Origin of the sequence: Colwellia sp. MB3u-8 (assembly GCF_014076985.1) — a bacterium.
Taxonomy (GTDB): domain Bacteria; phylum Pseudomonadota; class Gammaproteobacteria; order Enterobacterales; family Alteromonadaceae; genus Cognaticolwellia.
The window spans coordinates 52,434-74,978 of record NZ_JACGVA010000038.1 but is presented as its reverse complement, the minus strand read 5'-3'; the positions used below and the strand labels follow the sequence as shown (position 1 = coordinate 74,978).

Annotated in this window: 16 protein-coding genes and 5 tRNA genes; 11 read left to right on the top strand and 10 right to left on the bottom strand. The window is 40.2% G+C overall.

What is annotated here, in order from left to right; all coding sequences use genetic code 11:
• Positions 1 to 344 precede the first annotated feature (344 nt).
• Positions 345 to 1,649 (top strand): amidohydrolase family protein, encoded by a 1,305-nt coding sequence (locus tag H4J54_RS04210; protein WP_182189692.1) that lies wholly within the window; start codon positions 345 to 347, stop codon positions 1,647 to 1,649.
• A gap of 64 nt (positions 1,650 to 1,713) precedes the next feature.
• Here the strand turns inward: H4J54_RS04210 and H4J54_RS04205 are convergent, their stop codons facing one another.
• From H4J54_RS04205 to metG, 5 genes are all read right to left on the bottom strand, one after another.
• Positions 1,714 to 2,622, bottom strand: a complete 909-nt coding sequence (locus H4J54_RS04205) for a DMT family transporter (protein ID WP_259366952.1) — start codon at positions 2,620 to 2,622, stop codon at positions 1,714 to 1,716.
• A gap of 117 nt (positions 2,623 to 2,739) precedes the next feature.
• Positions 2,740 to 3,492, bottom strand: a complete 753-nt coding sequence (gene tsaA, locus H4J54_RS04200) for a tRNA (N6-threonylcarbamoyladenosine(37)-N6)-methyltransferase TrmO (protein WP_182189691.1) — start codon at positions 3,490 to 3,492, stop codon at positions 2,740 to 2,742.
• Entirely contained in the window at positions 3,489 to 3,917 is a 429-nt protein-coding gene (gene rcsF / locus H4J54_RS04195; RefSeq protein WP_182189690.1) for an Rcs stress response system protein RcsF, read from the bottom strand. The genes tsaA and rcsF overlap by 4 nt, the downstream gene beginning before the upstream one ends.
• A 64-nt stretch (positions 3,918 to 3,981) precedes the next feature.
• Positions 3,982 to 6,105 (bottom strand): cation:dicarboxylate symporter family transporter, encoded by a 2,124-nt coding sequence (locus H4J54_RS04190; RefSeq protein WP_182189689.1) that lies wholly within the window; start codon positions 6,103 to 6,105, stop codon positions 3,982 to 3,984.
• 236 nt (positions 6,106 to 6,341) lie between these two features.
• A complete protein-coding gene (gene metG / locus H4J54_RS04185) occupies positions 6,342 to 8,462 on the bottom strand; it encodes a methionine--tRNA ligase (protein ID WP_182189688.1) in 2,121 nt (706 codons plus the stop codon).
• A gap of 120 nt (positions 8,463 to 8,582) precedes the next feature.
• Here metG and apbC point away from each other — a divergent pair, with 120 nt between their 5' ends.
• Both apbC and dcd read left to right on the top strand, forming a co-directional pair.
• Entirely contained in the window at positions 8,583 to 9,674 is a 1,092-nt protein-coding gene (gene apbC, locus H4J54_RS04180; protein WP_182189687.1) for an iron-sulfur cluster carrier protein ApbC, read from the top strand.
• Positions 9,675 to 9,813: 139 nt separating this feature from the next.
• Positions 9,814 to 10,407: a dCTP deaminase gene (gene dcd / locus H4J54_RS04175; RefSeq protein WP_182189686.1), complete on the top strand. Its 594-nt coding sequence runs from the start codon at positions 9,814 to 9,816 to the stop codon at positions 10,405 to 10,407.
• A 135-nt stretch (positions 10,408 to 10,542) separates the two neighbouring features.
• Here the strand turns inward: dcd and yvcK are convergent, their stop codons facing one another.
• On the bottom strand, positions 10,543 to 11,472 hold the full coding sequence (yvcK, locus tag H4J54_RS04170) for a uridine diphosphate-N-acetylglucosamine-binding protein YvcK (RefSeq protein WP_182189685.1): 930 nt from the start codon (positions 11,470 to 11,472) through the stop codon (positions 10,543 to 10,545).
• A 409-nt stretch (positions 11,473 to 11,881) separates the two neighbouring features.
• On the opposite strand from yvcK, the gene H4J54_RS04165 reads away from it, so the two are divergent.
• The 5 genes from H4J54_RS04165 (at position 11,882) to H4J54_RS04145 (ending at position 12,767) form a co-directional block, all read left to right on the top strand.
• Positions 11,882 to 11,957, top strand: a tRNA-Ala gene (locus H4J54_RS04165).
• A 130-nt stretch (positions 11,958 to 12,087) separates the two neighbouring features.
• Positions 12,088 to 12,163 (top strand) — tRNA-Glu (locus tag H4J54_RS04160).
• A 147-nt stretch (positions 12,164 to 12,310) separates the two neighbouring features.
• A tRNA-Glu gene (locus H4J54_RS04155) sits at positions 12,311 to 12,386 on the top strand.
• 137 nt (positions 12,387 to 12,523) lie between these two features.
• A tRNA-Glu gene (locus H4J54_RS04150) sits at positions 12,524 to 12,599 on the top strand.
• A 92-nt stretch (positions 12,600 to 12,691) separates the two neighbouring features.
• Positions 12,692 to 12,767, top strand: a tRNA-Glu gene (locus tag H4J54_RS04145).
• Positions 12,768 to 13,382: 615 nt separating this feature from the next.
• On the opposite strand, the gene H4J54_RS04140 is transcribed toward H4J54_RS04145, so the two are convergent.
• Both H4J54_RS04140 and H4J54_RS04135 read right to left on the bottom strand, forming a co-directional pair.
• The gene (locus H4J54_RS04140) at positions 13,383 to 14,963 is read right to left on the bottom strand and encodes a cation:proton antiporter family protein (protein WP_182189684.1); all 1,581 of its coding nucleotides are present in this window, start codon (positions 14,961 to 14,963) and stop codon (positions 13,383 to 13,385) included.
• A 6-nt stretch (positions 14,964 to 14,969) separates the two neighbouring features.
• Positions 14,970 to 15,644, bottom strand: coding sequence for an arylesterase (locus H4J54_RS04135; protein WP_182189683.1), 675 nt, complete (start codon positions 15,642 to 15,644; stop codon positions 14,970 to 14,972).
• Between H4J54_RS04135 and H4J54_RS04130 the strand changes: the two genes are divergently transcribed.
• The 3 genes from H4J54_RS04130 to H4J54_RS04120 all read left to right on the top strand — a co-directional run bounded on the left by H4J54_RS04130 (position 15,643) and on the right by H4J54_RS04120 (position 20,186).
• On the top strand, positions 15,643 to 16,440 hold the full coding sequence (locus H4J54_RS04130; protein WP_182189682.1) for an ABC transporter ATP-binding protein: 798 nt from the start codon (positions 15,643 to 15,645) through the stop codon (positions 16,438 to 16,440). The genes H4J54_RS04135 and H4J54_RS04130 overlap by 2 nt on opposite strands.
• Positions 16,441 to 16,442: 2 nt before the next feature.
• Positions 16,443 to 19,031: an ABC transporter permease gene (locus H4J54_RS04125; RefSeq protein ID WP_259366953.1), complete on the top strand. Its 2,589-nt coding sequence runs from the start codon at positions 16,443 to 16,445 to the stop codon at positions 19,029 to 19,031.
• Positions 19,032 to 19,142: 111 nt separating this feature from the next.
• Positions 19,143 to 20,186 (top strand): AI-2E family transporter, encoded by a 1,044-nt coding sequence (locus H4J54_RS04120; RefSeq protein WP_182189681.1) that lies wholly within the window; start codon positions 19,143 to 19,145, stop codon positions 20,184 to 20,186.
• A gap of 307 nt (positions 20,187 to 20,493) precedes the next feature.
• On the opposite strand, the gene H4J54_RS04115 is transcribed toward H4J54_RS04120, so the two are convergent.
• On the bottom strand, positions 20,494 to 20,970 hold the full coding sequence (locus H4J54_RS04115) for a DUF2947 family protein (protein ID WP_182136298.1): 477 nt from the start codon (positions 20,968 to 20,970) through the stop codon (positions 20,494 to 20,496).
• A gap of 250 nt (positions 20,971 to 21,220) precedes the next feature.
• Positions 21,221 to 22,459: a leucine-rich repeat-containing protein kinase family protein gene (locus tag H4J54_RS04110; protein ID WP_182189680.1), complete on the bottom strand. Its 1,239-nt coding sequence runs from the start codon at positions 22,457 to 22,459 to the stop codon at positions 21,221 to 21,223.
• Between the last annotated feature and the right edge of the window lie 86 nt (positions 22,460 to 22,545).

Here is a 22,545-nt window from a genome sequence, read left to right as displayed (position 1 = left end):
ACGAGCGGTATGCTGCGATCACATGGATGTGAAAGAGCAGCGATGCTCAGGACGAGCGGTATGCTGCGATCACATGGATGTGAAAGAGCAGCGATGCTCAGGACGAGCGGTATGCTGCGATCACATGGCCGTTTCTAGCCATCCATGGCTCCACGGCATGAGTACATCCCTGTGCGTCGACCTCAAAGAGCAGCGAGCTTCCCTTTAGCTGTTATTGAACTGAATAAACTTTCCGTTTATCGAATTCATATTATATTTTTTTGCCATACTGTTAAGGTGAGTTATCCATTGAGTGCGATTTTTATAATACCTTCAGGTCATCCAATAACAATAAGGTCCAGAATATGTTTACATTAAAATCATCATTAACCACCCTAGCGTTACTCGTGAGTACTACTTTGTCTCAGTCAGCATTGGCGCAAACGACCGTTATTCATGCGGGCGAATTATTAGTGACGGCCAACAAGGCGCCGCTTAAGCAACAAACTTTAGTGATAAGTGATGGTAAAGTTACTGAGCTTAAATCTGGTTTTGTTGATATAAGTCGCTTTGCCAAAGACGCAAAATTAATTGATTTATCATCGAGTTTTGTTATGGCTGGCCTGATGGATATGCACGTGCATTTACAAGGTGAACTTGGCCCTAATAACGACAGTGATATAGTTAACTTATCTGATGCAGATATCTTAATGAAAAGTGCCTATTTTGCTCATAAAACCTTAATGGCTGGCTTTACCACTGTACGTGATTTAGGCAGCAGTGCTGAACAAATTTATGCGCTGCGCGATGGTGTCAAGCGTGGTTGGATAGCAGGGCCTAGCATTATTGCTGCTGGTAGCAGTGTCGCGGTGACTGGCGGGCACGGTGATGTTGACGGCATGGCGCCTGATTTGATGGCGCTACATACCGCAAAAACTATTTGTGATGGCCCTTATGATTGTCGACGAGCGACTCGTCATGCCATTAAGTTTGGTGCTGATGTGATTAAGATTACCTCTACCGGTGGTGTGTTATCCGATACCGATACCGGCACGGGTCAGCAAATGGCTGATGATGAATTAAAAGAAGTGGTGGATACGGCACACTCACTTGGGCGTAAAGTGGCGAGTCATGCACATGCCGCTGCTGGTATTAACGCGGCATTACGTGCCGGCGTTGACAGTATTGAACACGGCAGTTATGCCGACAAAGAAAGCATTAAACTCTTTAAACAAGGTGGTGCTTATTTAGTCCCAACATTAATGGCGGGTGATACCGTGGTTAATATGGCGAAAACCACTGACTTTATGTCGCCAGCGATTCGCGTTAAAGCTATTCGTGTGGGTGGTGACATGATTGAAAACTTCAAACGTTCATATAAAGCGGGTGTGAAAATAGCTTACGGTACAGACAGCGGCGTTTCAAAACACGGTTATAATGCTCGAGAAGCACAATTAATGTTTGCCGCGGGTATGACTCCACAAGATATTTTAGTTTCTGCGACCATTAATGGCGCCGACTTAATTGGAAAATCAGAAACTTTAGGTACATTAGAGGTGGGTAAAGTGGCCGATATTATTGCTATGCATGCTAGCCCTTTAAACGATATTAATGAACTACTTGATGTCGATTTTGTAATGAAAGCAGGTAAGGTAGTTAAACAAAAATAACTTCAATAGCGTTTAGATTGACGTAGTGATGCAAAAGGCTGTGTTAAACAGCCTTTTTATTGCCTTATTTTCTTCGCAGAACCCCAGTAGTTAATGCAACACCAAGCAAAATAATACCGCCGCCCAACAGCATCATTAAGCTGATGGTTTCACCTAAAAATAATGCGCCCCATAGAATGCCAAAGGCAGGAATTAAATAGGTTACTGATATCGCTTTTGCTGGGCCAAGTTGTGCGATAAGTCGAAAGAATAAAATATAGGCGACGCCGGTACAGATAACACCAATCAAAAGCACTGACCAGATGGCATTTGAGCTCGGTAATGTTTCAGGGATAAAAAATAAACTCAAGGGTAATAACATTGCGGTAGCGGCAATTTGGCTACCAGCAGCTAAGGCTAACGGTTTTATTGTGCTGAGATTTTTTTTAGTATAATTAGCTGAAATCCCATAACAAAGTGCGGCTAACATCGCCGCTAACGTTGGTAGTAAGGTATTGTTTTCTAATGATTTATCTGTAAATTCAATGTCGAAATGTAAATTATCTGACACTAATAAATACACGCCAAAAAAGCCAATAACCAAGCCAAACATGGCACTTAGGCTTAACTTATCTTTTAACCATATGTAGGCGACTATAGCGCTAAACATGGGAGCTGTTGCGTTTAATACTGATGCTGTCCCCGCCGTTAGCGTTAAGGTGGCAAAACTAAATAGAGTAAAGGGTATTGCGGTATTTAACGCCCCAACCACAAAAATATCTCGCCAACGTCCTTTTAGTGCATTAGTTTCTTTAAATAAAACTAAGCAGATGATCAAGAAAATAGACGCTATACTCGTACGTAATGTGGCAAAAACTATCGGGCCAAACTCTGGCGAACCGACCCGCATAAACATAAATGACGCGCCCCAAATAGCGGCTAATAACAGCAGTTCAATACTGGCTTTATGGTGTAGGGTACTTAGTGTCTTCAACGAATATCCTTAGATAAAAAGTTATAACTGAGTTTTATTGAGTTTTACATAGTTGCTTAATGAATAGTCCGGATAATCAGACAGTTATTGTAAATTAAGCGAGTAACCGCATTGAAGTTATTTAATGCTCTTTGTCATACTGATAATTTTTTCGATCGCGATAACATTCAAGGTTGTTGTGCTTGTCATTTGCCAATTAATATTAAAATCATACAAGGTCATACCGTAAATTCTGTCGTCTGTGCTATTTTTTTTATAGGCCGGGCGAGGGTCTTGGCTTAATACTTGTTCGATAAGGCTTTGCAGTCTTGGGTAGTGGCCGATGTTGTCGGCTAAAGTAAGGCGTACTGCATTGGAAAATATCACGTCAATATGACTGCTGGGTTGTTCTTGTGCATAGCCGCCATGAGCATTTTCGACAATATCTGCATAAGGAACGTAAGGCTTTATATCAACTATCGGGGTGCCATCAAGCAAGTCTAATTCACTAATATGCAAAATAACCTGAGCGCCTTGTTGCCCAGAGAAACGTTGTTCAATGCGGTCAAGTTTAACAACAGACATACCTATAGGGTTGGGTCTAAACGTTGAGCGAGTCGCTAATACGCCAAGCTTCTTATTACCGCCTAAACGTGGCGGTCGCACTAGCGGTTTCCATCCTTGGGCTTGTGTGCCATGAAAAATAAACAATAACCAAATATGACTAAATTGCTCTAAGCCTCTTACTAATTCAGCATTATTAGCCGACCCCGTTAGGCGCAACTGCCCTTGAGCTGCGGTAACAATACCCGGCTGTCGAGGGATGGCAAACTTTTCTTTATAGGGTGAGTCGATAGTACCAATAACATTTAAACTAACGCTATCAGTCATTTTTTATCTTGCTCAACCTTATAGGCACGGCCATAGCAAACAGTAGAGGCAAGACAATATTTTGCGGCTTCATCTGCTTCTATCATCACACACTGGCTAAAAATGATGGCATTTGCCTCAAGTTTATAGGCTTGGCGTCGTGCTTCTGTGCGGGCATCAATTTCATTTGGCACCGCATGATAAGCTTTTTCTTGGCAAGACTCGCCTTCAACTAAACCGAGAAACTTATAGTGACCGGTAAACTCTTTTTCACTTGTTACTATTTTTACCCTGGTTGGGGAAAAATAATTTTTGAAATTCTCTCGGTCTAAGTTTGTTGATATGTCATTTATTTTTGCACAACCTGCAGTTAACAATACAAGCAGTACTGTGATGCTAGTGGTATATTTAAGTAACCTTGGTGCTGTTTTATGTTTTTGAAGCATTTTTTTAAACCCGTATTTATTTATGTTGAAGTTGATGTTGAAGTCAATGTCAAAGCTGAACATCCTATTTCACTAAACTCATATCGCCTTTAATCCAATAATTGAACAGTTTATCAATGGTTTTATTTTGCTGTTTCATTGATATCCAATTACGCATAAATAGCTCAAAGCTGTGATCATTTTTATTAATCGGGAAGGCCATATAAAGTGGCGCTAACTCAGGTTTAGGTACTACCACAGTATAGCTTGGCTTGAGCAGGGTCCAAGCAGACGATGCTGCTGCGCCAAAAAGCATGGCATCAATATGGGAAAATTCGGGCTTAAAGAATAACCGCGGTGTTGATATTTCCCAAGCTTTTCCATGCGTAAATCTTTTAGCAATAGCTTTTTCATAATAAAAGTTTTCAGGGATACCCAAGATGAGATCATCTCGCTGGAGAATATCATCCCAGTGGGTAAATTCCGCACGCCTTTTATCTTTAACGATAATAGCCAAATTTTGCTCGCTGTAAGGCATGGTTAAGGTAAATCTCATCATGTTATCTGGAATAACGGGCACACCTGTGGTGATGTCTAAATAACCTGAGCTTAATAATGATTCTGCCTGATGGCGAAATATCTTCACAAATTCAAGGCTAACATTTAAATCAATGGCGAGCTGGTTCATTATTTCAATATCAAAGCCAACAAGTTTGCCGTTATTGTTATGAAATGAATAAGGCAAATCGTCGCGAAAATAACCCACGCGGATAAAGCCACGTTGTTTTATGCGAGTAAGCACACCAACAAAGGGCTGAACAATGTCGCTATTTTTCTGGACATCAGCCAAATATTTGCTGTGAACGCTTTCCATGAGAAAGTCACGTTTTATAAATTTAGCATAGCCTTCGTACTGATAACTGATTGAGCTAAAAGCAAACTTTAAGCTGATGAAGGCAAAAACAGATAAGAGGGGAATAATGGCTAAATTTCTAATTAAGGCTTTTTTCTTGATGCGAAAAGCCTTGGCCATACTGGTTGCAACCAGTAAAGGTAAACAGCTGGCAAAAATCACTGAAAGTAGTGCCGATAAACGACCGACAACTAAGTTTTCAGAAACAATAAAAAAATCAAACATTGAATGAGAAACGTTAAATAACTCTAAAAGATTTTGCATGGCCAAAGTACTAGTGCCAAACAATTGCGGAATACCCATCACCACTAATTTCACATAATCTTCAAAGCTAATGTAAGCACCAGAGAACCATGCGGCAAACAAAACAAATAGCAGCGACAATAGTTTACCGCCAACCGGTAAACTATAACTAATAGGTACGATCACATCAGAGACTTTATCCACATTGTCAATGTCAGGATATTGTGAGGCGATTAACTGTTTGGTTTTTTCAACAATGATCGGTATAACGACAAAAAAACTGCCGGTGGCGAATGCCGTGATCATAGCTTCTCTTGATGCTTTTAAAATGGCACGATAACCAAAAGGGGTAATAGTGGCGAGCAGGGCAGGAAACACCACAAAACACAGCAAAAGTGCCAGTACCAAGGCACTAGCAACATAGATCATTAAGCCATCGAGTTGTGAGGCATCAAGCGTTGCTGCGGCGCGCCAACCAATACAAAAAACACCAACAGGGGCAAAACGCATCACTAGGTTGCTAATATTACTGACCGACTGTTTTAAGTTGCCTAGCACGGCTAGGGTTTGGCGTTTATTTTTAATTGGCATTAAGCCAACACCAATAAAAACACTAAAAAACACCACCGAAGGGATCACCGCATTAGCGAAGGCATTAAAAGGATTAGATGGAATAAATAGTTCAACAAGATTAAGTTCTTGACTGACTTTTATCGTATTAGCGCTATAAAATTCAGCACTTTGCCAATTAGGAAATGATAATGGCGCCATTAAAATAAAGCATAACATTAGTGCTATTAGCAATATGACCAGTATGACGCTGCTTTTAAGCGCAGACTTGGCTTTGCTAGCAGACAAACCGCCAATACCGACCATAAGTGACAAGGCAATATAAGGCAGCGCTGTCATTTGCAAGAGCATAACAAAGGCATCAGCAAGATGGTTTACCATGGCGTATAAGGTTACGCCAAAGCTACCTATGATGAGCCCTATCGCCATGGCAAATATAATTTGGCTAGATAAAGAAATTTTACTGAGCTTAACTGTGGTCATATTGGCTGATAATTATGTTGCTGCATGATTAATTTGCATAGTTAAAGGGAGTTACTGGCGCCACTTCAAGTTGTAGATTTGCTCTTAGGAAACTAAGCGCTGAAACTGCATATTGAGGTGGAACGGGTATCCGATACAAGATATTAAAAAGGCAAACTCTTGTTTATGTTCAAGGTTTGCCTTTATTAGTGGTGTTAATTTAATGGCGATTAACGCCTAAAGTAGCGGTTTACTCACTACTTAACGCGCATACCCGCTTGTGCGCCATCATCTGGATTAAGTATCCACAAGTCTTCACCACCTGGGCCCGCGGCTAAAACCATGCCTTCTGACATGCCAAAGCGCATTTTACGTGGCGCTAAGTTAGCTACCATCACGGTGAGCTTGCCAATTAAATCTTCAGGTTGATAGGCGGATTTTATCCCGGCAAACACTTGGCGTGTTTCACCCCCTTCTTGGTTATCTAAGGATAAAGTCAAACGCAGTAATTTATCGGCTTTTTCAACATGTTCAGCATTAACGATTTTTACAATACGTAAGTCTATTTTCGCGAAATCATCAAATTGAATTTCAGGCGAAATAGGATCATCTATTAATGGCTCACCGGTAAGTGTTTTCTCAGGTGCCGATTTTTTCTTTTCTGCTTTTTTATCTTTTTTCGGCTCAGCTGCTTCAGTTGTTACGGCTAAATTGTCTTTTGACGCATCAGTCATCGCATTAACTTTATCCATATCAACACGTTGTAATAACGCTTTGAACTTATTGATTTTATGGTTAGTTAATAGCGTTTTATGACCTGCCCAAATAAGTTCGTCATTTAAGAATGTGGCGGTACTGTCAGCTAAAATGGGTAGTACCGGCTTCAAGTAAATCATCAAGATGCGGAACATATTAATACCAAGCGAACAAATGTCTTGCACTTCTTGTTGTTTAGTTTCGTCTTTAACTAGCTGCCATGGTTCTTTAATGGCGATGTATTCATTAACTTTATCAGCCAGTGCCATGATTTCACGCATACCACGAGCAAAATCTCGTGACTCGTAATGTGAAGCAATACTATCACCTGCGGCCATGACTTCGTCAGCTAAGGCTGGGTTATCAATATTTTCTGAGAGCATGCCGTCAAAGCGTTTAGTAATAAAGCTGGCACAACGTGACGCGATATTAACCACTTTACCAACTAAATCTGAATTGACTCTTTGGGCAAAATCTTCAAGGTTTAAATCTAAATCATCAATACGGTGCGTCAGTTTTGCAGCGTAGTAATAACGTAGATATTCAGGGTTTAAATGGTCTAAATAAGTGCGACCTTTGATAAAGGTCCCTTTTGATTTAGACATTTTTGCACCGTTAACGGTAACAAAACCATGGGCATAAACCGAGGTTGGTTTTCTATAGCCTGCGCCTTCAAGCATGGCTGGCCAGAACAAACTATGAAAATAAATGATGTCTTTACCAATAAAGTGATAAAGCTCGGCTTCTGAGTCCAATTGCCAAAAAGCATCAAAGTCGATACCGGTTCTATCACAAAGATTTTTAAAACTGCCCATATAGCCAATGGGTGCGTCTAACCAAACGTAGAAATATTTACCCGGTGCGTTGGGAATTTCAAAGCCAAAGTAGGGTGCATCACGACTGATATCCCACTGTTTCAAGCCTTGTTCAAACCATTCAGCTAACTTATTGGCCATTTCTTCTTGTAGTGCGCCACTGCGAGTCCACGCTTGTAACATGTCGCCAAAAGCTGGCAGGTCAAAGAAATAATGCTCTGAGTCACGTAATACCGGTGTTGCGCCAGAAACCACTGAACGTGGGTTTAACACTTCCATAGGTGAATAAGTTTCACCACAGTTATCGCAACTGTCACCGTTTTGATCTTCACTTTTACATTTAGGGCAAGTGCCTTTAACAAAACGATCAGGTAAGAACATGCCTTTTTCTGGATCATATAGCTGTGAAATAACACGCGTTTTTATATGACCGTTAGCATCTAAACGGTTATAAATTTCTTCCGCAAAGGCCTTGTTTTCATCGGTGTGCGTAGAGTGATAATTATCATAGCTGATATGAAAGTCTGCAAAATCCGCCATATGTTCTTCACGAACACCTGCGATTAACTCTTCAGGTGTGATACCAAGCTCTTGTGATTTTAACATGATAGGCGTGCCGTGAGCATCGTCAGCACAAACAAAGTAAGTTTCATGACCACGCATACGCTGGAAACGAACCCAAATATCAGTTTGAATATGTTCTAATAAATGGCCTAAATGAATAGAACCATTGGCATAAGGGAGGGCACAAGTAACTAAAATTTTACGCTTCTCTGCAGATTGCACAGATGACTTTGATAACGACATATAAAGTTTACATATTATTGGTGGTAATTATGCAGGGAATGGTACAGAATTTGTGGTTACTTTTCATTAAGAATTATCACCTTTATGTTATAAAGGCTAGATAAAAAGTGCGTTTTAACTATGTTATCAAATTTCTTTTCTAAAAATGTAGTCAGTGTTGAAAGCCAAAAGGCTATTAATATTTTTCTTGATGCCTACCGCTCCGATATTTTCCCTCAAGGACCCCTTATTATTGCTCAGGCTGTTACTATGGTGATGGCTAAAAAAACTATCCTGATCAAAATGTCACTGCCGTTTCCATGTGACGGTGAACTACATGATATTGCTGAACAATTGACAGAACTAGTGCAGCAACCGGTTAATTTTGATGTTGAATATCATGTTGAGCCGGTTAGAGAACACAGCATTAAAGGTATAAAAAATATCATTGCGGTTGCTTCTGGTAAAGGCGGTGTGGGTAAATCAACCACAGCGGTTAATTTAGCTTATGGTTTAATTGCCGAAGGATGTAACGTTGGTATTTTAGATGCAGACATTTACGGTCCCTCTGTGCCTACCATGTTGGGTCTAAAGGGCGCAAAGCCGAGTTCAAATGACGGTAAATTGATCACGCCACTTGAGGCTAAAGGGTTAAGTGCTATGTCAATTGGCTTTTTAGTGGATGATGCCAACGCTACCGTGTGGCGAGGCCCAATGGCGAGTCGGGCTTTTTCGCAATTACTCAATGAAACTGACTGGCCTGATTTGGATTATCTGATTGTTGATATGCCTCCGGGCACGGGTGATATTCAATTAACTTTAGCGCAGCAAGTACCTGTAGCAGGCGCTGTGGTGATCACTACGCCGCAAGATATTGCCTTAGCTGATGCTATTAAAGGTATGGCGATGTTTGAGCAAGTAAAGCTGCCCGTACTCGGTATTATTGAAAACATGAGTTATCACCAGTGTGAAAACTGTGGTCACCAGTCGCACTTATTTGGTGATGGTGGCGGCAAGCGCATCGCTAATGAGGCAAAAACACAATTACTCGGGCAGCTTCCCCTCGACATTCGTATTCGAGAAGACGCTGATAGCGGTAGTTGTGCAATAAATGAAAATAGCACTGGAGAAGTGGCGCTGCTGTATCGTAGTATAGCGCGCAAAGTTGCTGCGCAATTATACTATCAACTAGATATGCGCAGCCCAACAACCGCGAAAGTGCTCGTTGAATAAAGTAAAACCAAGATCATTTTAAGATACAAAAAGAATACAAAGTTCTTTTCGTCGACATAATACCCATTAAAATTGTTCTCGCTACGCGCTGAATTGATTAACTTAATGGGTATAACAACTGAGTTTAAGAAGAATAATCATGAGATTAAGTGACAAAGATATAGAAGAAAGCCTTCGCAAAGGACAGATCGGGATCTCGCCAGCGCCAGATAGCAGTATGATTTCTGGGGTCAGTGTTGATATTCGCTTAGGTAATGAATTTCGCGTCTTTCAAGATCACACGGCGCCTTATATCGACTTAAGCGGCCCAAAAGACGAAATGCAAAAAGCAATGAATGCGGTGATGAGCGAGGAAATTTATATTCCAGATGGCGAAGCTTTTTTTCTGCATCCGGGAGAGTTAGCATTGGCGGTTACTTATGAGTCAGTAAGCTTACCAGACAATATCGTTGGCTGGTTAGACGGTCGTTCATCATTGGCACGTTTAGGCCTCATGGTGCATGTTACCGCTCATCGAATTGATCCCGGTTGGTCAGGTCAAATAGTGTTGGAGTTTTATAACAGCGGTAAATTACCTTTGGCATTGCGCCCAAAAATGAAAATTGCCGCGCTTAACTTTGAAACCATGTCGTCAAGTGCCGAACGTCCTTACAACAAACGTGAGGATGCAAAATATAAAGATCAAATGGGCGCTGTTGCCAGTCGCATTAGTCAAGATGAGAGTCATAATTAGCAAAAATTTTAAAACCTTAATGCTAACAAAAAGCCAACGAGATAATCGTTGGCTTTTTGGTTTTAATTATTCGCACTTAATCTTTTAAATTTTAATTCGACTTACGCTAACGGCTGAGTTGGAGAAGAATAATCGTTAGCTAGCATTAACTAGGGGTTTTTGCATAGCTTCAGCGCGATTATTTGCTTTTGAAATACAAGAATTTAATGCCGCAATTAACTTATCACGGCTATGAAAGTGACTAACAGTGTCACTACTGAGTTCATGATGATAAACATCTATACGTGTTGATGTGATACTAGCATCGTGACATATAGCGCTATCAATTGGCAGACAACCGACGTTTTCTTCAATCCAGACTAATTTTTCATCTAATGACAACGCAGCAGCAGGGCTATTTTCAGCGACGATATTATCAATGAACACGCGATGAGCATTGGTTTGGTTTAATGCATTACTAATATCACGCACGAGTAACGGTGGTACAACACTGGTCAAAAAACTGCCAGGTCCTAAAATAATCAAATCGGCATTTAATATGGCCTCGACACAAGTGGGCAAGGTTTTAACTAACGGCGCTAACATTAAATTTTTTGGCATCTCTGACATTTTATCCACCGATACTTCACCGATGCGACAGCGGCCTTTTGAATAAAAGGCCATTAAATCTGTTGGGGTTTCAGACATAGGCAATACGGGTGTTTTAACTCTTAATAACCGTCGCACAAGTTTAATAGAATCAAGCGGGCGCGAGTGTATTTCTCCTAGACCATAAAGAATTAAGTTACCTAGGTTATGGCCACCGAGTTCATCATTACCTTCGAAGCGAAAATCGAACAATTGACTGCCGACCGATTTTTCATCAACTAACTGAGTCAGACAATTGCGTAAGTCGCCCCAAGCGATTGAACTACTGCGTTTTCTTAAACGGCCAGTAGAGCCACCATTATCTGTGGTGGTAACGATACCGGTCAGTTGATTTCCTAAAAAGGACAGGGTAGAAAGTACACGCCCTAGACCGTGGCCACCGCCAATCGCAACAACATTGAGTTCTTTTAGCTGCATATCACTATTATTTTTTTTAATGGATGATGAACAATAACGCTTTATTTACTATAAATAAAGCAACTCGCTATAGTTTATAGCGCTTTTAGCGAGATAAAACGCTATTTTCAGCCTGCTTTTAGCGGAAATTATCAGTAACAACAGCGCTGTTATTGCAACTCCAGTGCATCATTAAAATATCGGACTGATAATCGGGCTTATAAATACTTAATAAGACAAAATTTAGTCAACTTGTATTATAAATAATCAGTTAGATAAAATCTTTTAAATAAATGGCCTAATATTTAAAATAAGGGTTGACAGTATCTTGGTCGCTGCTTAGAATGCGCCTCGCTTTCAACGAGTAACTTGATTACTTATTGAGAGAAGAATTAGGGTAAGTATTAGGCCACTTATTTTATTTCGATGTGGGGCTATAGCTCAGCTGGGAGAGCGCTTCGCTGGCAGTGAAGAGGTCTGCGGTTCGATCCCGCATAGCTCCACCAATAATATTATTATTCATTTGTGCTGATAACGTAAATGGAAAATAGTTAAAAAGATAATGTAGTTGGATATACCGCGAGGTTGTCGGACTACAGAAGCAAAGTAGTTTATATTTTGTTTTATCGTTTTAGTGTCCTTATCGTCTAGAGGCCTAGGACACCGCCCTTTCACGGCGGTAACAGGGGTTCGAATCCCCTTAGGGATGCCACTTCTTCGGAAGACTTCTACGGAAGTAAAAAAGAAAATGAGTTCGTGTTTTACTACACAGACAAGAAATATATAATCGAAATCATAAGTTCACTAGGCTAGAGCTTTTTACGATTTTATTATACTAAGTGTTTCGAGTTTATAATGTGTCCTTATCGTCTAGAGGCCTAGGACACCGCCCTTTCACGGCGGTAACAGGGGTTCGAATCCCCTTAGGGATGCCACTCATTTTTAGTTAGACAAGTTTACTGGTAAGTGTTTTTTTGACACATACTATAGAATATGTAGCGTTACTATAAGTTCACTAGGCTAGAGCTTTATACAGTAAAATTATATTTAAGTGTTCTATTGGTATTTATGTGTCCCTATCGTCTAGAGGCCTAGGACACCGCCCTTTCACGGCGGTAACAGGGGTTCGAATCCCCTTAGGGATGCCACCATTAACTTAGATTGGTAAATGTTTTTATAATATTTAACCATCAGATACAAAACATGAAATCGTTATCGAACGGTTATCATAATTTTTAGTGTCCTTATCGTCTAGAGGCCTAGGACACCGCCCTTTCACGGCGGTAACAGGGGTTCGAATCCCCTTAGGGATGCCACTTATTGTTTTTACTTTTAGTCAAAATAAACAGTGCTTAAAAGTGAAATAAAAAAACCGACTTATGTCGGTTTTTTTATGCCTAAAATTTATCAACTATCCAATACCCAATACCCAATACCCAATATCAAGTCGCTGGTGCTCACATTATGAGGTTAAATTTCCAGTGTTTATTTTTATTGAATCATAGCCATTGAATCAAATCATGACCCACTTGGTAGAAATGCAGCAGATCTAAATATTTTTAAGTCTCTACATATTCCTTTGTCATTCATTCCTCCCTGTAAAAATAATAAAATAATTCAGGGCAGGGAGAAAAGAATAAAAACTGTAAGAGACATAAAAACGTTATTGGGATTGATTGCATATATTTATAGTTGCCGACTAAACATAAGTATCTGCATCGACCTCAAAGGCTTTACTAATGCCGTGGAGCCATTTTTTTACAAGCATGTGAGTGATTAGAGTCATGTAGTAGCAGTTACCGAGGTGGCTATGAGCGGGAACGTAAGGAGCAATACACTCCTTGAATTTGAATAATTAACCTTATTGAATTTTAATCAATAAGGTTAATTATTGGATAGGCGACCAAGGGGTTAATTCACTCATAGCTCGCTTATTGAGTTCGATTACGCTTGTTAATTAAACTCAAGCTTTCTTCAGCAAAACCTACACCAGCCTCGTTATAAAAGTTAAACACTTTGTCTACGCCAAAGCTTTCAAGGGTAATCAGTTCATCATCATAACGCGCAATAGCGGCGATCTTGCCCTGATAATTAGTGCGCCTTATTTGCGCGGTTATATTCTTAATGTCTTGCACAGAAGGTAGTGCTAACAGTGTGAGTTCAATCTTACTCAGATCAATTTTTTCCCAAAAGTCAGCATCTTCAGCATCACCCAGATAGGTGTGAATACCATTTTCATTTAACCATTTTACTTTGTCTTTATCTGTGTCTAAGCCCCAAACTTGATTGTCTATCTGAGCACTCAAGGCTCTATAAGCGCCGATACCAACACGGCCCATGCCAATAATCGCAATGGGTGCTTCGCCAGGCTGAACAAAATCATCTTCGACTAAAGGCTTTTTACTTTCAAAGCGCTTAAATTTTTCTTTATTATTGGCAAAGTAATCATGGGCAAAGTTATACAGTACATTAGTAATAATAAAGGATAATGCCACCGCTAATGATAATATCACTAGCCACTCGGAAGATAGCCAGCCTGCTTCAGTGCTAAGTGCGGCAATAATAAGACCAAATTCACTATAATTACTTAACGCTAACGCCGATAAAAATGCGGTTCTACCGCGCAGATTAAGCTTGACTAAAATAAAGAAAAACAGCAGAAACTTAACGGGTAGTAACAAGGTTAATACTGACGCTATCGCAAGCATCTCTAGTGTGGGCAGGGCAGTAAAGCCAATCGATAAGAAAAAACCAATCAAGAATAAATCTTTAAAACTCAGTAATGACTTATTTATTTCACTGGCTTTGCTATGAGAAGCTAAATACATACCCGCTAAAAGCGCACCTAAGTCGCCCTTGATTTGAACTAATTCAAATAACTCATAAGCACCGAAAGCGATAAAAAAGCCCATTAATGGAATTAGTTCGCCATGACCTGCCTTACTAATGACTTTGTTAACATAGGGTTTTAATGGCATGAAAAGCAGTAACAGGCCCGCCCAAGGGCTAGGTAGTTCACCAGTGGCGACGACAAGAAATATCACCGCAATGACGTCTTGCATCACCAATATGCCAATCGCCAGTTTACCATGGCGGGCGCGCATTTCACCGTGCTCTTGCATAAGTTTAACAACGCATACCGTACTACTAAAGCTTAATGAAAATACAATTAGTGCTGATGTCGTGAGACTTAAGTCACTAACAAAAGGAAGAGTAATAAGGGCGATAGTTTTTAACAGTACGAGACCAATCAATAACCATAAAACACTGTGGCTTAAGCTGCCCAACCAAACTTCTGGCTTGAGTAAGTCTTTTATATTGAGCTTCAGGCCAATGGTAAATAGCATCAAGGTGATGCCAACATCAGCTAATACGTTGACCATGCCATCGGCTTCATAGCCTAAAAAGAGTAAGATAAATCCGGCCGATAAATAGCCGATTGAGGGTGGTAGAGCGACTAATTTGGTTAATAAACCACAAATAAAAGCAAAACCGATCCAAATAAATTCCATGTTAAATTAAGGCTCCAGTGTCATTATTTCATTAAGTTGTTGTTCAACATAGTCAGCGATGATTGGCTGTGCTTGCGCGTTAGGGTGAATACCGTCTGCTTGCATAAGTGCTTTATCAGTGGCAACGATTTCCATAAAAAAGGGCAGTAAGGTGATATTGCTAGTATTGGCGACATCTTCAAAAACTTGCTCAAACATTTCATTGTATCTTGGGCCATAATTTGGCGTTATTTTTATCTTAATCATTGAAACTTTTATGTTTTTATCTTGCGCTAACTTGACCATTTGTAACAGATTATTTTTAATGACTTTAGGTGAATAGCCACGTAAACCATCATTTCCGCCTAGCTCAATCAGCAACAAGTCAATTTTTTCATTCGCCAAAATGCCTGCTAGCCGAGATAATCCACCACTCGTCGTTTCACCACTAACACTGGCATTTATTATTGTGTAAGCTTGGTTTTGTTCGGTAAGTTTTTGATTAAGTAAGTGCACCCAGCCTTGTGTGGGTTTCATCCCATAACTTGCACTGATACTATCACCTAATAATAAAATATTGCGGGTTGGTGTGATACTAATACTGTTATCAAGCGTATTGACCTGTTTGTTTTGTGCAGCAGTATTTGCTGTAGAGATAAAAAATAAGCTAATAAATAATATAAAAAGTGGATAATTTTTCATGCATGTAAATTCCGAGAGTATTCTAAGCGTTAAAGACCTAACTAAATCAGTGCAAGTTGAAGATAAAACGCTAGTTTTGCTTCAACCACTTAATTTAACTGTTGCTGCGGGCGAATCAATTGCCATTGTCGGTTCGTCTGGCTCAGGTAAAACGACATTATTATCGATTTTAGCGGGTTTAGATTTACCAAGTTCTGGACAAGTGTATCTTAAAAACCAGCCTTTACACCAGTTTAATGAAGAGCAGCGCAGTCAAGTTCGTGCGCAGCATGTGGGATTTATTTTTCAACAATTTTTATTAATTAACAGCTTAACTGCGCTTGAAAATGTAATGTTACCAGCCGAGTTAGCCAATATGCCCGATGCGCAAGCACGTGGCGAAGCTTTACTGGCGCAAGTAGGTTTGGCTGACAGACTGGAACATTACCCTTCTCAGCTCTCTGGTGGTGAACAACAGCGGGTAGCTATTGCGCGGGCATTTATTGCTAAGCCAGATATTTTATTCGCTGATGAACCCACGGGCAATCTAGACAGCAAGACGGGCCAACATATTATTGACTTAATATTCGATTTGAATGTTAAAGAGGGTACCACCTTAGTGTTGGTGACCCACGATGCTAAATTAGCGGCAAGGTGCCAACGCCAAGTTGAAATGGACAGCGGTGCTTTAACTGAACCCTTAACTGAATCTTTGACTGAAGCCACCTTAGCAGGCACAGATGAAAATCAGGCTGATAGTCAAACCACAAGGCATGATGATCTTGAAAGTAAAACTTCAGTTTCACAAGTAGGTTAACGATGAGTATTGTTAAAGAAAAAGCATCAAGCATGTGGTTTACTCAATCACTACGCTTATTACATCATGAGCTTCGCCGTGGTGAACTGACCATTATATTTATTGCTATTGCGCTTGCTGTTGCGACGGTATTTTCATTGACCGGATTTTCTGGCCAAATTAAGCATGCCATAGTGGCCAATAGCACCAATACCATAGGCGCCGATCGCGTCCTGCGTATGTCGTCAGAAGTTGACACTAGCATCATAGAGAAAAGTCAGACATTAGCATTACAATATGCTCGGAAAATTGAAACTGAGTCGATGGCGTTTGCTGGCGACAATATGTTACTCAGTGAACTCGATGCGGTATCTGATACTTATCCTTTGCGCGGTGAACTTAGAATTAAAACGTCGCTGACACAAATCGCGAGTATTGTTGCCAATGCCCCTAAACTAGGCACGGTTTGGGTTGAACCCAGTGTATTAAGTCGCTTGAATGTTAAAATTGGCGAGGTGATTGAGATAGGCGTTGCGCCACTCATTATTGCCGGTATTGTTACTGATATTCCTGATCGTTCATACCGCGCCTTTATTGCCGGGCCAACGATTATTTTAAATATTGCTGATATGCCCAAAACCAAGCTTATTCAGCCAGGCAGTCGTATTACCTATAAGTACTTATTTGCCGGTGAAACCGATGCTATTGAAAGCTTTGAAAAATGGATTAAACCACAAATCAACGAATCACAACGTTGGTATGATGCTAAAGCAGCACAAAATCGTTTATCAAGAATATTAGACACAGCGGAGAAGTTTCTTTCGCTAGCAAGCATGTTAGGCATTGTATTAGCGGCTGTTGCGGTGGCGGTGGCCAGTCGTCGTTATGGTCAACGTCATCAGCCTAACGTGTCAATATTTAAAGCCCTAGGTGCGTCAATTTCGCATGTGAGAAAACTTTATTGTCTGCATTGGAGCTTATTGAGTTGTTTAAGTATCGCAGCAGGATTAGTGGTGGGTTATGGTTTGCTGCTACTGGGTGCTAATGCCATTGCGAGTTATTTATCATTAGCTGATGCACCGCTGACTTTTGTGCCGTTTTTAACGGCGATATTTACTGGTTTATTATGTGCCATTGCTTTTGCTATTCATCCGATTATGACCTTAGTAAAAAGCTCACCCTTAAATGTTATTCGAGGTTTTAGCCAAGAAAAAGTCGCGCGCTTTGGCTGGCATCAGTTACCGCCTTTATTGGCGTTATTTTTATTACTGTTTATTTTCAGTCAAGACTTAGTGATGAGCGCTGCGTTGTTATTCGGTGGTGTGGTTGTCTCCTTTATCTTGTTGTTGTTCGGCCGTGGCTTAATGAGCGCAGGCCGTAGTGTCGGTACTAAAGCGGGAAAGTCTTGGCATTTGGCCTTAGCGAACTTAAAACGCCGAGCTAGTGAAAACAGCGTGCAACTGGTCAGTTTTACTATCGCTATAATGCTGTTGTTATTGATTACAGTAATGAAAAGCTCAATATTATCAGAATGGGAGCAACAGTTTCCTGATGATACGCCCAATCATTACCTGATCAATATCACTCAAGATCAAATTCAGCCTTTAAAAAGCTTTGTTGAAGAAAATAATATTGCCAATCAAGGTTTCTATCATGTTTACCGTGGTCGTTTATCAGCGATAAACGGTGTAAAGACCGTCGATAAAGATGATAAAGATGATGACAGTCAAGTGCAAAACGCTGAAAAAACCGATGGCACTGAAAAACAACAAGCTAAGAAAACCAAGCAGAAAAAAACTCGGCAAGGTATGGGCCGTGAACTGGGTTTAACCTGGCGTACTGAGTTACCGGATGAAAATGAAATTATTGCTGGGCAGTGGTGGCCAGTTGGCGACGAAACACCTCAAGTGTCCATTGAAAGCAACATAGCAGAACGTTTGGCGGTTAAATTAGGTGATGAGCTAACCTTCACGCTCGGCTCGGATGAGTTTACCGTGCCTGTGACTAGCATTCGTCAAGTAAATTGGCAAAGTCGGCAGTTAAACTTCATTATGGTTTTTAACCAAAGTGTACTTGAGCAATTTCCGACGACATCAATTTCCGCTTGGTCAATATCAGATGATAACCGAGACTTAGTTTATCGCTTTTTGGCCAACTTTCCCACGATTACGGTAATGGACTTTGCTGCCATTATGGCGCAGCTCAATGGTATTATTGAGCAAGTGACGGTGGCGATTCAGCTGATCTTAATTTTAGTGGTACTTGCCGGTAGCTTAGTGTTAATAGCGCAAGTACAAGCCAGCATGGAAGAAAGAGAGCGTGAACTAGCGATATTGAGAACCTTGGGCGCTAAAGGCAGTTTACTGCGTAATAGCGTGTTATATGAGTTTGTAGCACTAGGGGCTATTGCTGGACTCATGGCAAGTGTTGGTATGGAAATAGCGGTTTATATTTTGCAAAGCCAAGTCTTTAATATGTCAGGCAGTTTTCACTTTCAGTATTGGTTAGTGGGTATTGGCGCGGGCGCATTCTTTGTGGGCTTAATTGGTATGCTTAGTTGTTGGCGTTTACTTAAATTGTCGAGCGTTACCTTAATCCGACGAACCATGTAACTTTCTCGGCTTATAACAACTATATCGCTTTTAATACTAGCGGGCATGCTATGAAATCGCGTATAGTTTTAAGCGCTTACACTATATTAGATAACCAACTAGGTTTAAAAAATGGCTTTACAAGGCAAGTCCGAAGGCGCGGTGAAATTTTTATTGGTTACCGCGGCATTATTTGTTGTGCTAGCCGGGATAAAAACCGCGGCAACATTATTAGTACCGTTTTTATTATCAGCGTTTATTGCCATTATTTGTAACCCATTAGTGGTGATGGCGGCGCGCTATAAAATTCCGAAACCGATAGCGGTTATCTTTGTTATTGGTATCTTTGTTTCTATTGCGCTTTCACTGGCGGGGCTTGTGGGTAACTCGTTAAATGAGTTGTCACAACTTATTCCCGTTTATCGCGCGCAACTTCAAGAACAGTTTGTATGGTTAACCCAACAACTTGATGCCTACAATATTAAAATATCGTCAGAATTACTTATTGAATACTTTGACCCCGCTGCAGCAATGGGCTTAGCCGCTAACATGCTCAGTGGTTTGGGCAGCGTTATGGCTAATTTATTTTTAATCATAATTACGGTTATTTTTATGTTGTTTGAAGCGTCATCTGTACCGCGTAAATTACATTTAGCGCTTGACGATCCACAAGCTCGCTTAAAGCAAATTGACCGATTTTTATCCTCAGTAAATAATTATATTGCGATTAAAACCTTGGTGAGTATTGCGACCGGCATTTGTGTTTCATCAATGCTGTGGGTGTTTGGTTTAGACTTTTTCTTACTGTGGGGTGTGTTGGCCTTTTTACTGAACTATATTCCCAATATTGGCTCCATTATCGCCGCCGTACCGGCAATGTCGTTAGCTGTACTGCAATTAGGGCCAGCGGCGGCAGGTTTTATTGGCTTAGGCTATTTGACCATAAACACGGTCATGGGTAATGTGGTTGAACCGCGTTATTTGGGCCGTGGCCTTGGGCTATCAACCCTAGTGGTATTTATTTCATTAATATTTTGGGGCTGGTTGCTAGGCACAGTGGGCATGTTGTTGTCAGTGCCTTTGACCATGATCATTAAGATAGCCTTAGAAAACTCTGCTGAAGGTAGTTGGTTTGCGGTGTTATTATCGGGTGAAGAAGAGTTGGAAGAGACTTAATCAAGCAAAAGGTGGCGATAAGCTACCTTTTCTAATCCACAGCACTTTAAAAGCTTAACGTTAAATCCTAACTTATGGGCTCATAACGTTCTAAAATTATAGGATTTTTAGCTTACCATATGATTCTTAAATAGCTCTGTAGCTAATTATTAGTCCATTATTAGTCAATTAATAACAGCCATACAAAAAAGCTCACAATTGATGGCGAATATTAAAAATCAACAAGATAACAATCACAGCCCCAAGTTATCGGCAATGCTTTAGCAAGTGGCTATAGCATTGAAGGGGCCAAGTGCCCATGTTTAAATTAACTGGGTTTTTGACCAACCTTAAAATAACCGGTTGAAAGAAATTGCACCGTTTCATTGCGCTTTTTACCAATTAAGATTGCTCCGTCATCCATAAACAGAAAATTCTTCCAGCAACGTTGAAATACTGCCCAAGTGGTTTCAATAACGTTATCTCGTGAACTACAATAATAAACCACGGTATTATTATCCCATTTTAGGTGCGCTAAAATGATCTCGGGTAATAAACATGCTTCACTATCCCAAATATTTTCCCATTTACCATTATCAAGCCAAGATGCAGAATTTTCTGGCCAGTCACCTTTTTTAAAAAAGTCTGGGTGATCAACTTGTTTACTGATAGCGCCATCCCAAAGTACTTTGGCACGAGTACTGATCATAGGTTTAATTTTTGTTTTGTCGCTATCGCTAATAGGTAAGCTTTTATGCTTAAAGATCCAAGCGTTTTTTAATTCGTCAATTGAGGTGTAATTCATAAAGATTATATTTGTAGCTTCAATTTTAGTAGAACAAGAACAACTAGTATCTCATTAATTTGCTTAAAATTGCAGGTTATAAAATGAAAAAATACAGTTAAAGTTACTGATTAGAGCGATTCGCTGGTTTTGTATTAGTTCACATGGGCCATTTGTCTATTAACGTTTTAGCTGTACTCACCAGTACGGCTAAATGTATTGATTTTTAGCCGCTTGTTGAGCTTTATCGTTTGTTATATTTAAAGCCGTATTAATGAATTTTTTGCTGGATAATTTTAAATTCTGGGCTGTTTTGCTCTTGTTTATGACAAATACTTAATAAATCTTCAATCAAACAAGAAAGTGCACGACGTTCAATTTTCTGGATTAATGCTTGCTGCTCGCCAGTGAGCATGTGGTACATAGTCGCGGCGCCAAAATCGCCAAAAATAATATTAGCGTTTTCATCAAACAAGGTATTATGCGCGTATAAATCACCATGAGATACTTGATTTGCATGCAAATGTTCAAACACGTCTTCCATTTGCAACACTATTTTATCAATTTGACTAACACTTAAGGTAAAGCCTTCTGGAAAAGTATCACGGGTACAGCTTTTAAAGCTTGGCGGTAAACCCAAATTTTTAAAATTAGCCGGTATTAAGTTCATGATTAAGGCTAAATAGTCTTCCTCATTAACTTGTGCTAAAGAACGGACAAGGTTTTGATGATCGCCGACTTTTAAACATGCCTGTAATTCGTCTTCTGGGTAGCCATCACTGGTTACTTTGCCTTTAAAAACTTTCACCGCAACATTATCTGGAAATGCTGATGGACTATCAGTCCAAGTGGCACTGGAAATAACGCCTGAAGCACCTTGTCCCAGTACCTTTTGTAAGGTAAAACTTGTTGAGGGCAGTGATGGAACTGAGGCAATATTGAGGTTAGCAAGGCTAAAAGGATTACCGGAAAAGGCAAACCATGCAAGTTTAGGTAATCTCAGTAATTGCTCGGGACATTCAGTTAAATTGTTCGCTGATATACGCACTAACTCAAGATTATGTGACTGCGCTAGTGTTAACGGCAGTTTGGTTAACCTATTGCCGGCTAACGCCAATTTTTGTAGTTTTGGCCGTTCGCCCAAAGCGTCAGGCAAAGTTTCAAGGCAGTTGTCGGTCAAGATTAACCAACGTAAATTCTCCGGTAAGGAGTTAGCAGGCACCTGTTCAATTTGATTTGATTTAAAGCCGACCATTTCTAGGTTTTCACAGCGCCCAAGCACTTCAGGTAATACTTGGAAGCGATTGTTTGAAGCAAAAATTATTTGAAGTTTTGTTAGCTTAATTAACGCCTTGGGTAGCGAAGTTAATTGATTGTCAGATAAATCTAGAATTTCTAAGCTATCTGCTAATGACAGAATTTCTACTGGGAATGAGCTTAAGTTTTCAGATAACTTTAAACGCTTAATACCCCTGAGTTGGCCAGATTTTAACTGAGATAGCGTATGCATTTATTAATCCAATGTTAGTGTTATTTTGAGTAAATGAAAATGTAGAATGCCACAAAGTGATATGACATGGCTAAGCATGGCTAAGA

Coding starts and splice junctions, on each gene's coding strand:
- H4J54_RS04210 (WP_182189692.1), top strand. CDS start 345: ATGTTTACATTAAAATCATCATTAACCACCCTAGCGTTACTCGTGAGT.
- tsaA (WP_182189691.1), bottom strand. CDS start 3,492: ATGACTGATAGCGTTAGTTTAAATGTTATTGGTACTATCGACTCACCC.
- rcsF (WP_182189690.1), bottom strand. CDS start 3,917: ATGCTTCAAAAACATAAAACAGCACCAAGGTTACTTAAATATACCACT.
- H4J54_RS04190 (WP_182189689.1), bottom strand. CDS start 6,105: ATGACCACAGTTAAGCTCAGTAAAATTTCTTTATCTAGCCAAATTATA.
- metG (WP_182189688.1), bottom strand. CDS start 8,462: ATGTCGTTATCAAAGTCATCTGTGCAATCTGCAGAGAAGCGTAAAATT.
- apbC (WP_182189687.1), top strand. CDS start 8,583: ATGTTATCAAATTTCTTTTCTAAAAATGTAGTCAGTGTTGAAAGCCAA.
- dcd (WP_182189686.1), top strand. CDS start 9,814: ATGAGATTAAGTGACAAAGATATAGAAGAAAGCCTTCGCAAAGGACAG.
- yvcK (WP_182189685.1), bottom strand. CDS start 11,472: ATGCAGCTAAAAGAACTCAATGTTGTTGCGATTGGCGGTGGCCACGGT.
- H4J54_RS04140 (WP_182189684.1), bottom strand. CDS start 14,963: ATGGAATTTATTTGGATCGGTTTTGCTTTTATTTGTGGTTTATTAACC.
- H4J54_RS04130 (WP_182189682.1), top strand. CDS start 15,643: ATGCATGTAAATTCCGAGAGTATTCTAAGCGTTAAAGACCTAACTAAA.
- H4J54_RS04135 (WP_182189683.1), bottom strand. CDS start 15,644: ATGAAAAATTATCCACTTTTTATATTATTTATTAGCTTATTTTTTATC.
- H4J54_RS04125 (WP_259366953.1), top strand. CDS start 16,443: ATGAGTATTGTTAAAGAAAAAGCATCAAGCATGTGGTTTACTCAATCA.
- H4J54_RS04120 (WP_182189681.1), top strand. CDS start 19,143: ATGGCTTTACAAGGCAAGTCCGAAGGCGCGGTGAAATTTTTATTGGTT.
- H4J54_RS04115 (WP_182136298.1), bottom strand. CDS start 20,970: ATGAATTACACCTCAATTGACGAATTAAAAAACGCTTGGATCTTTAAG.
- H4J54_RS04110 (WP_182189680.1), bottom strand. CDS start 22,459: ATGCATACGCTATCTCAGTTAAAATCTGGCCAACTCAGGGGTATTAAG.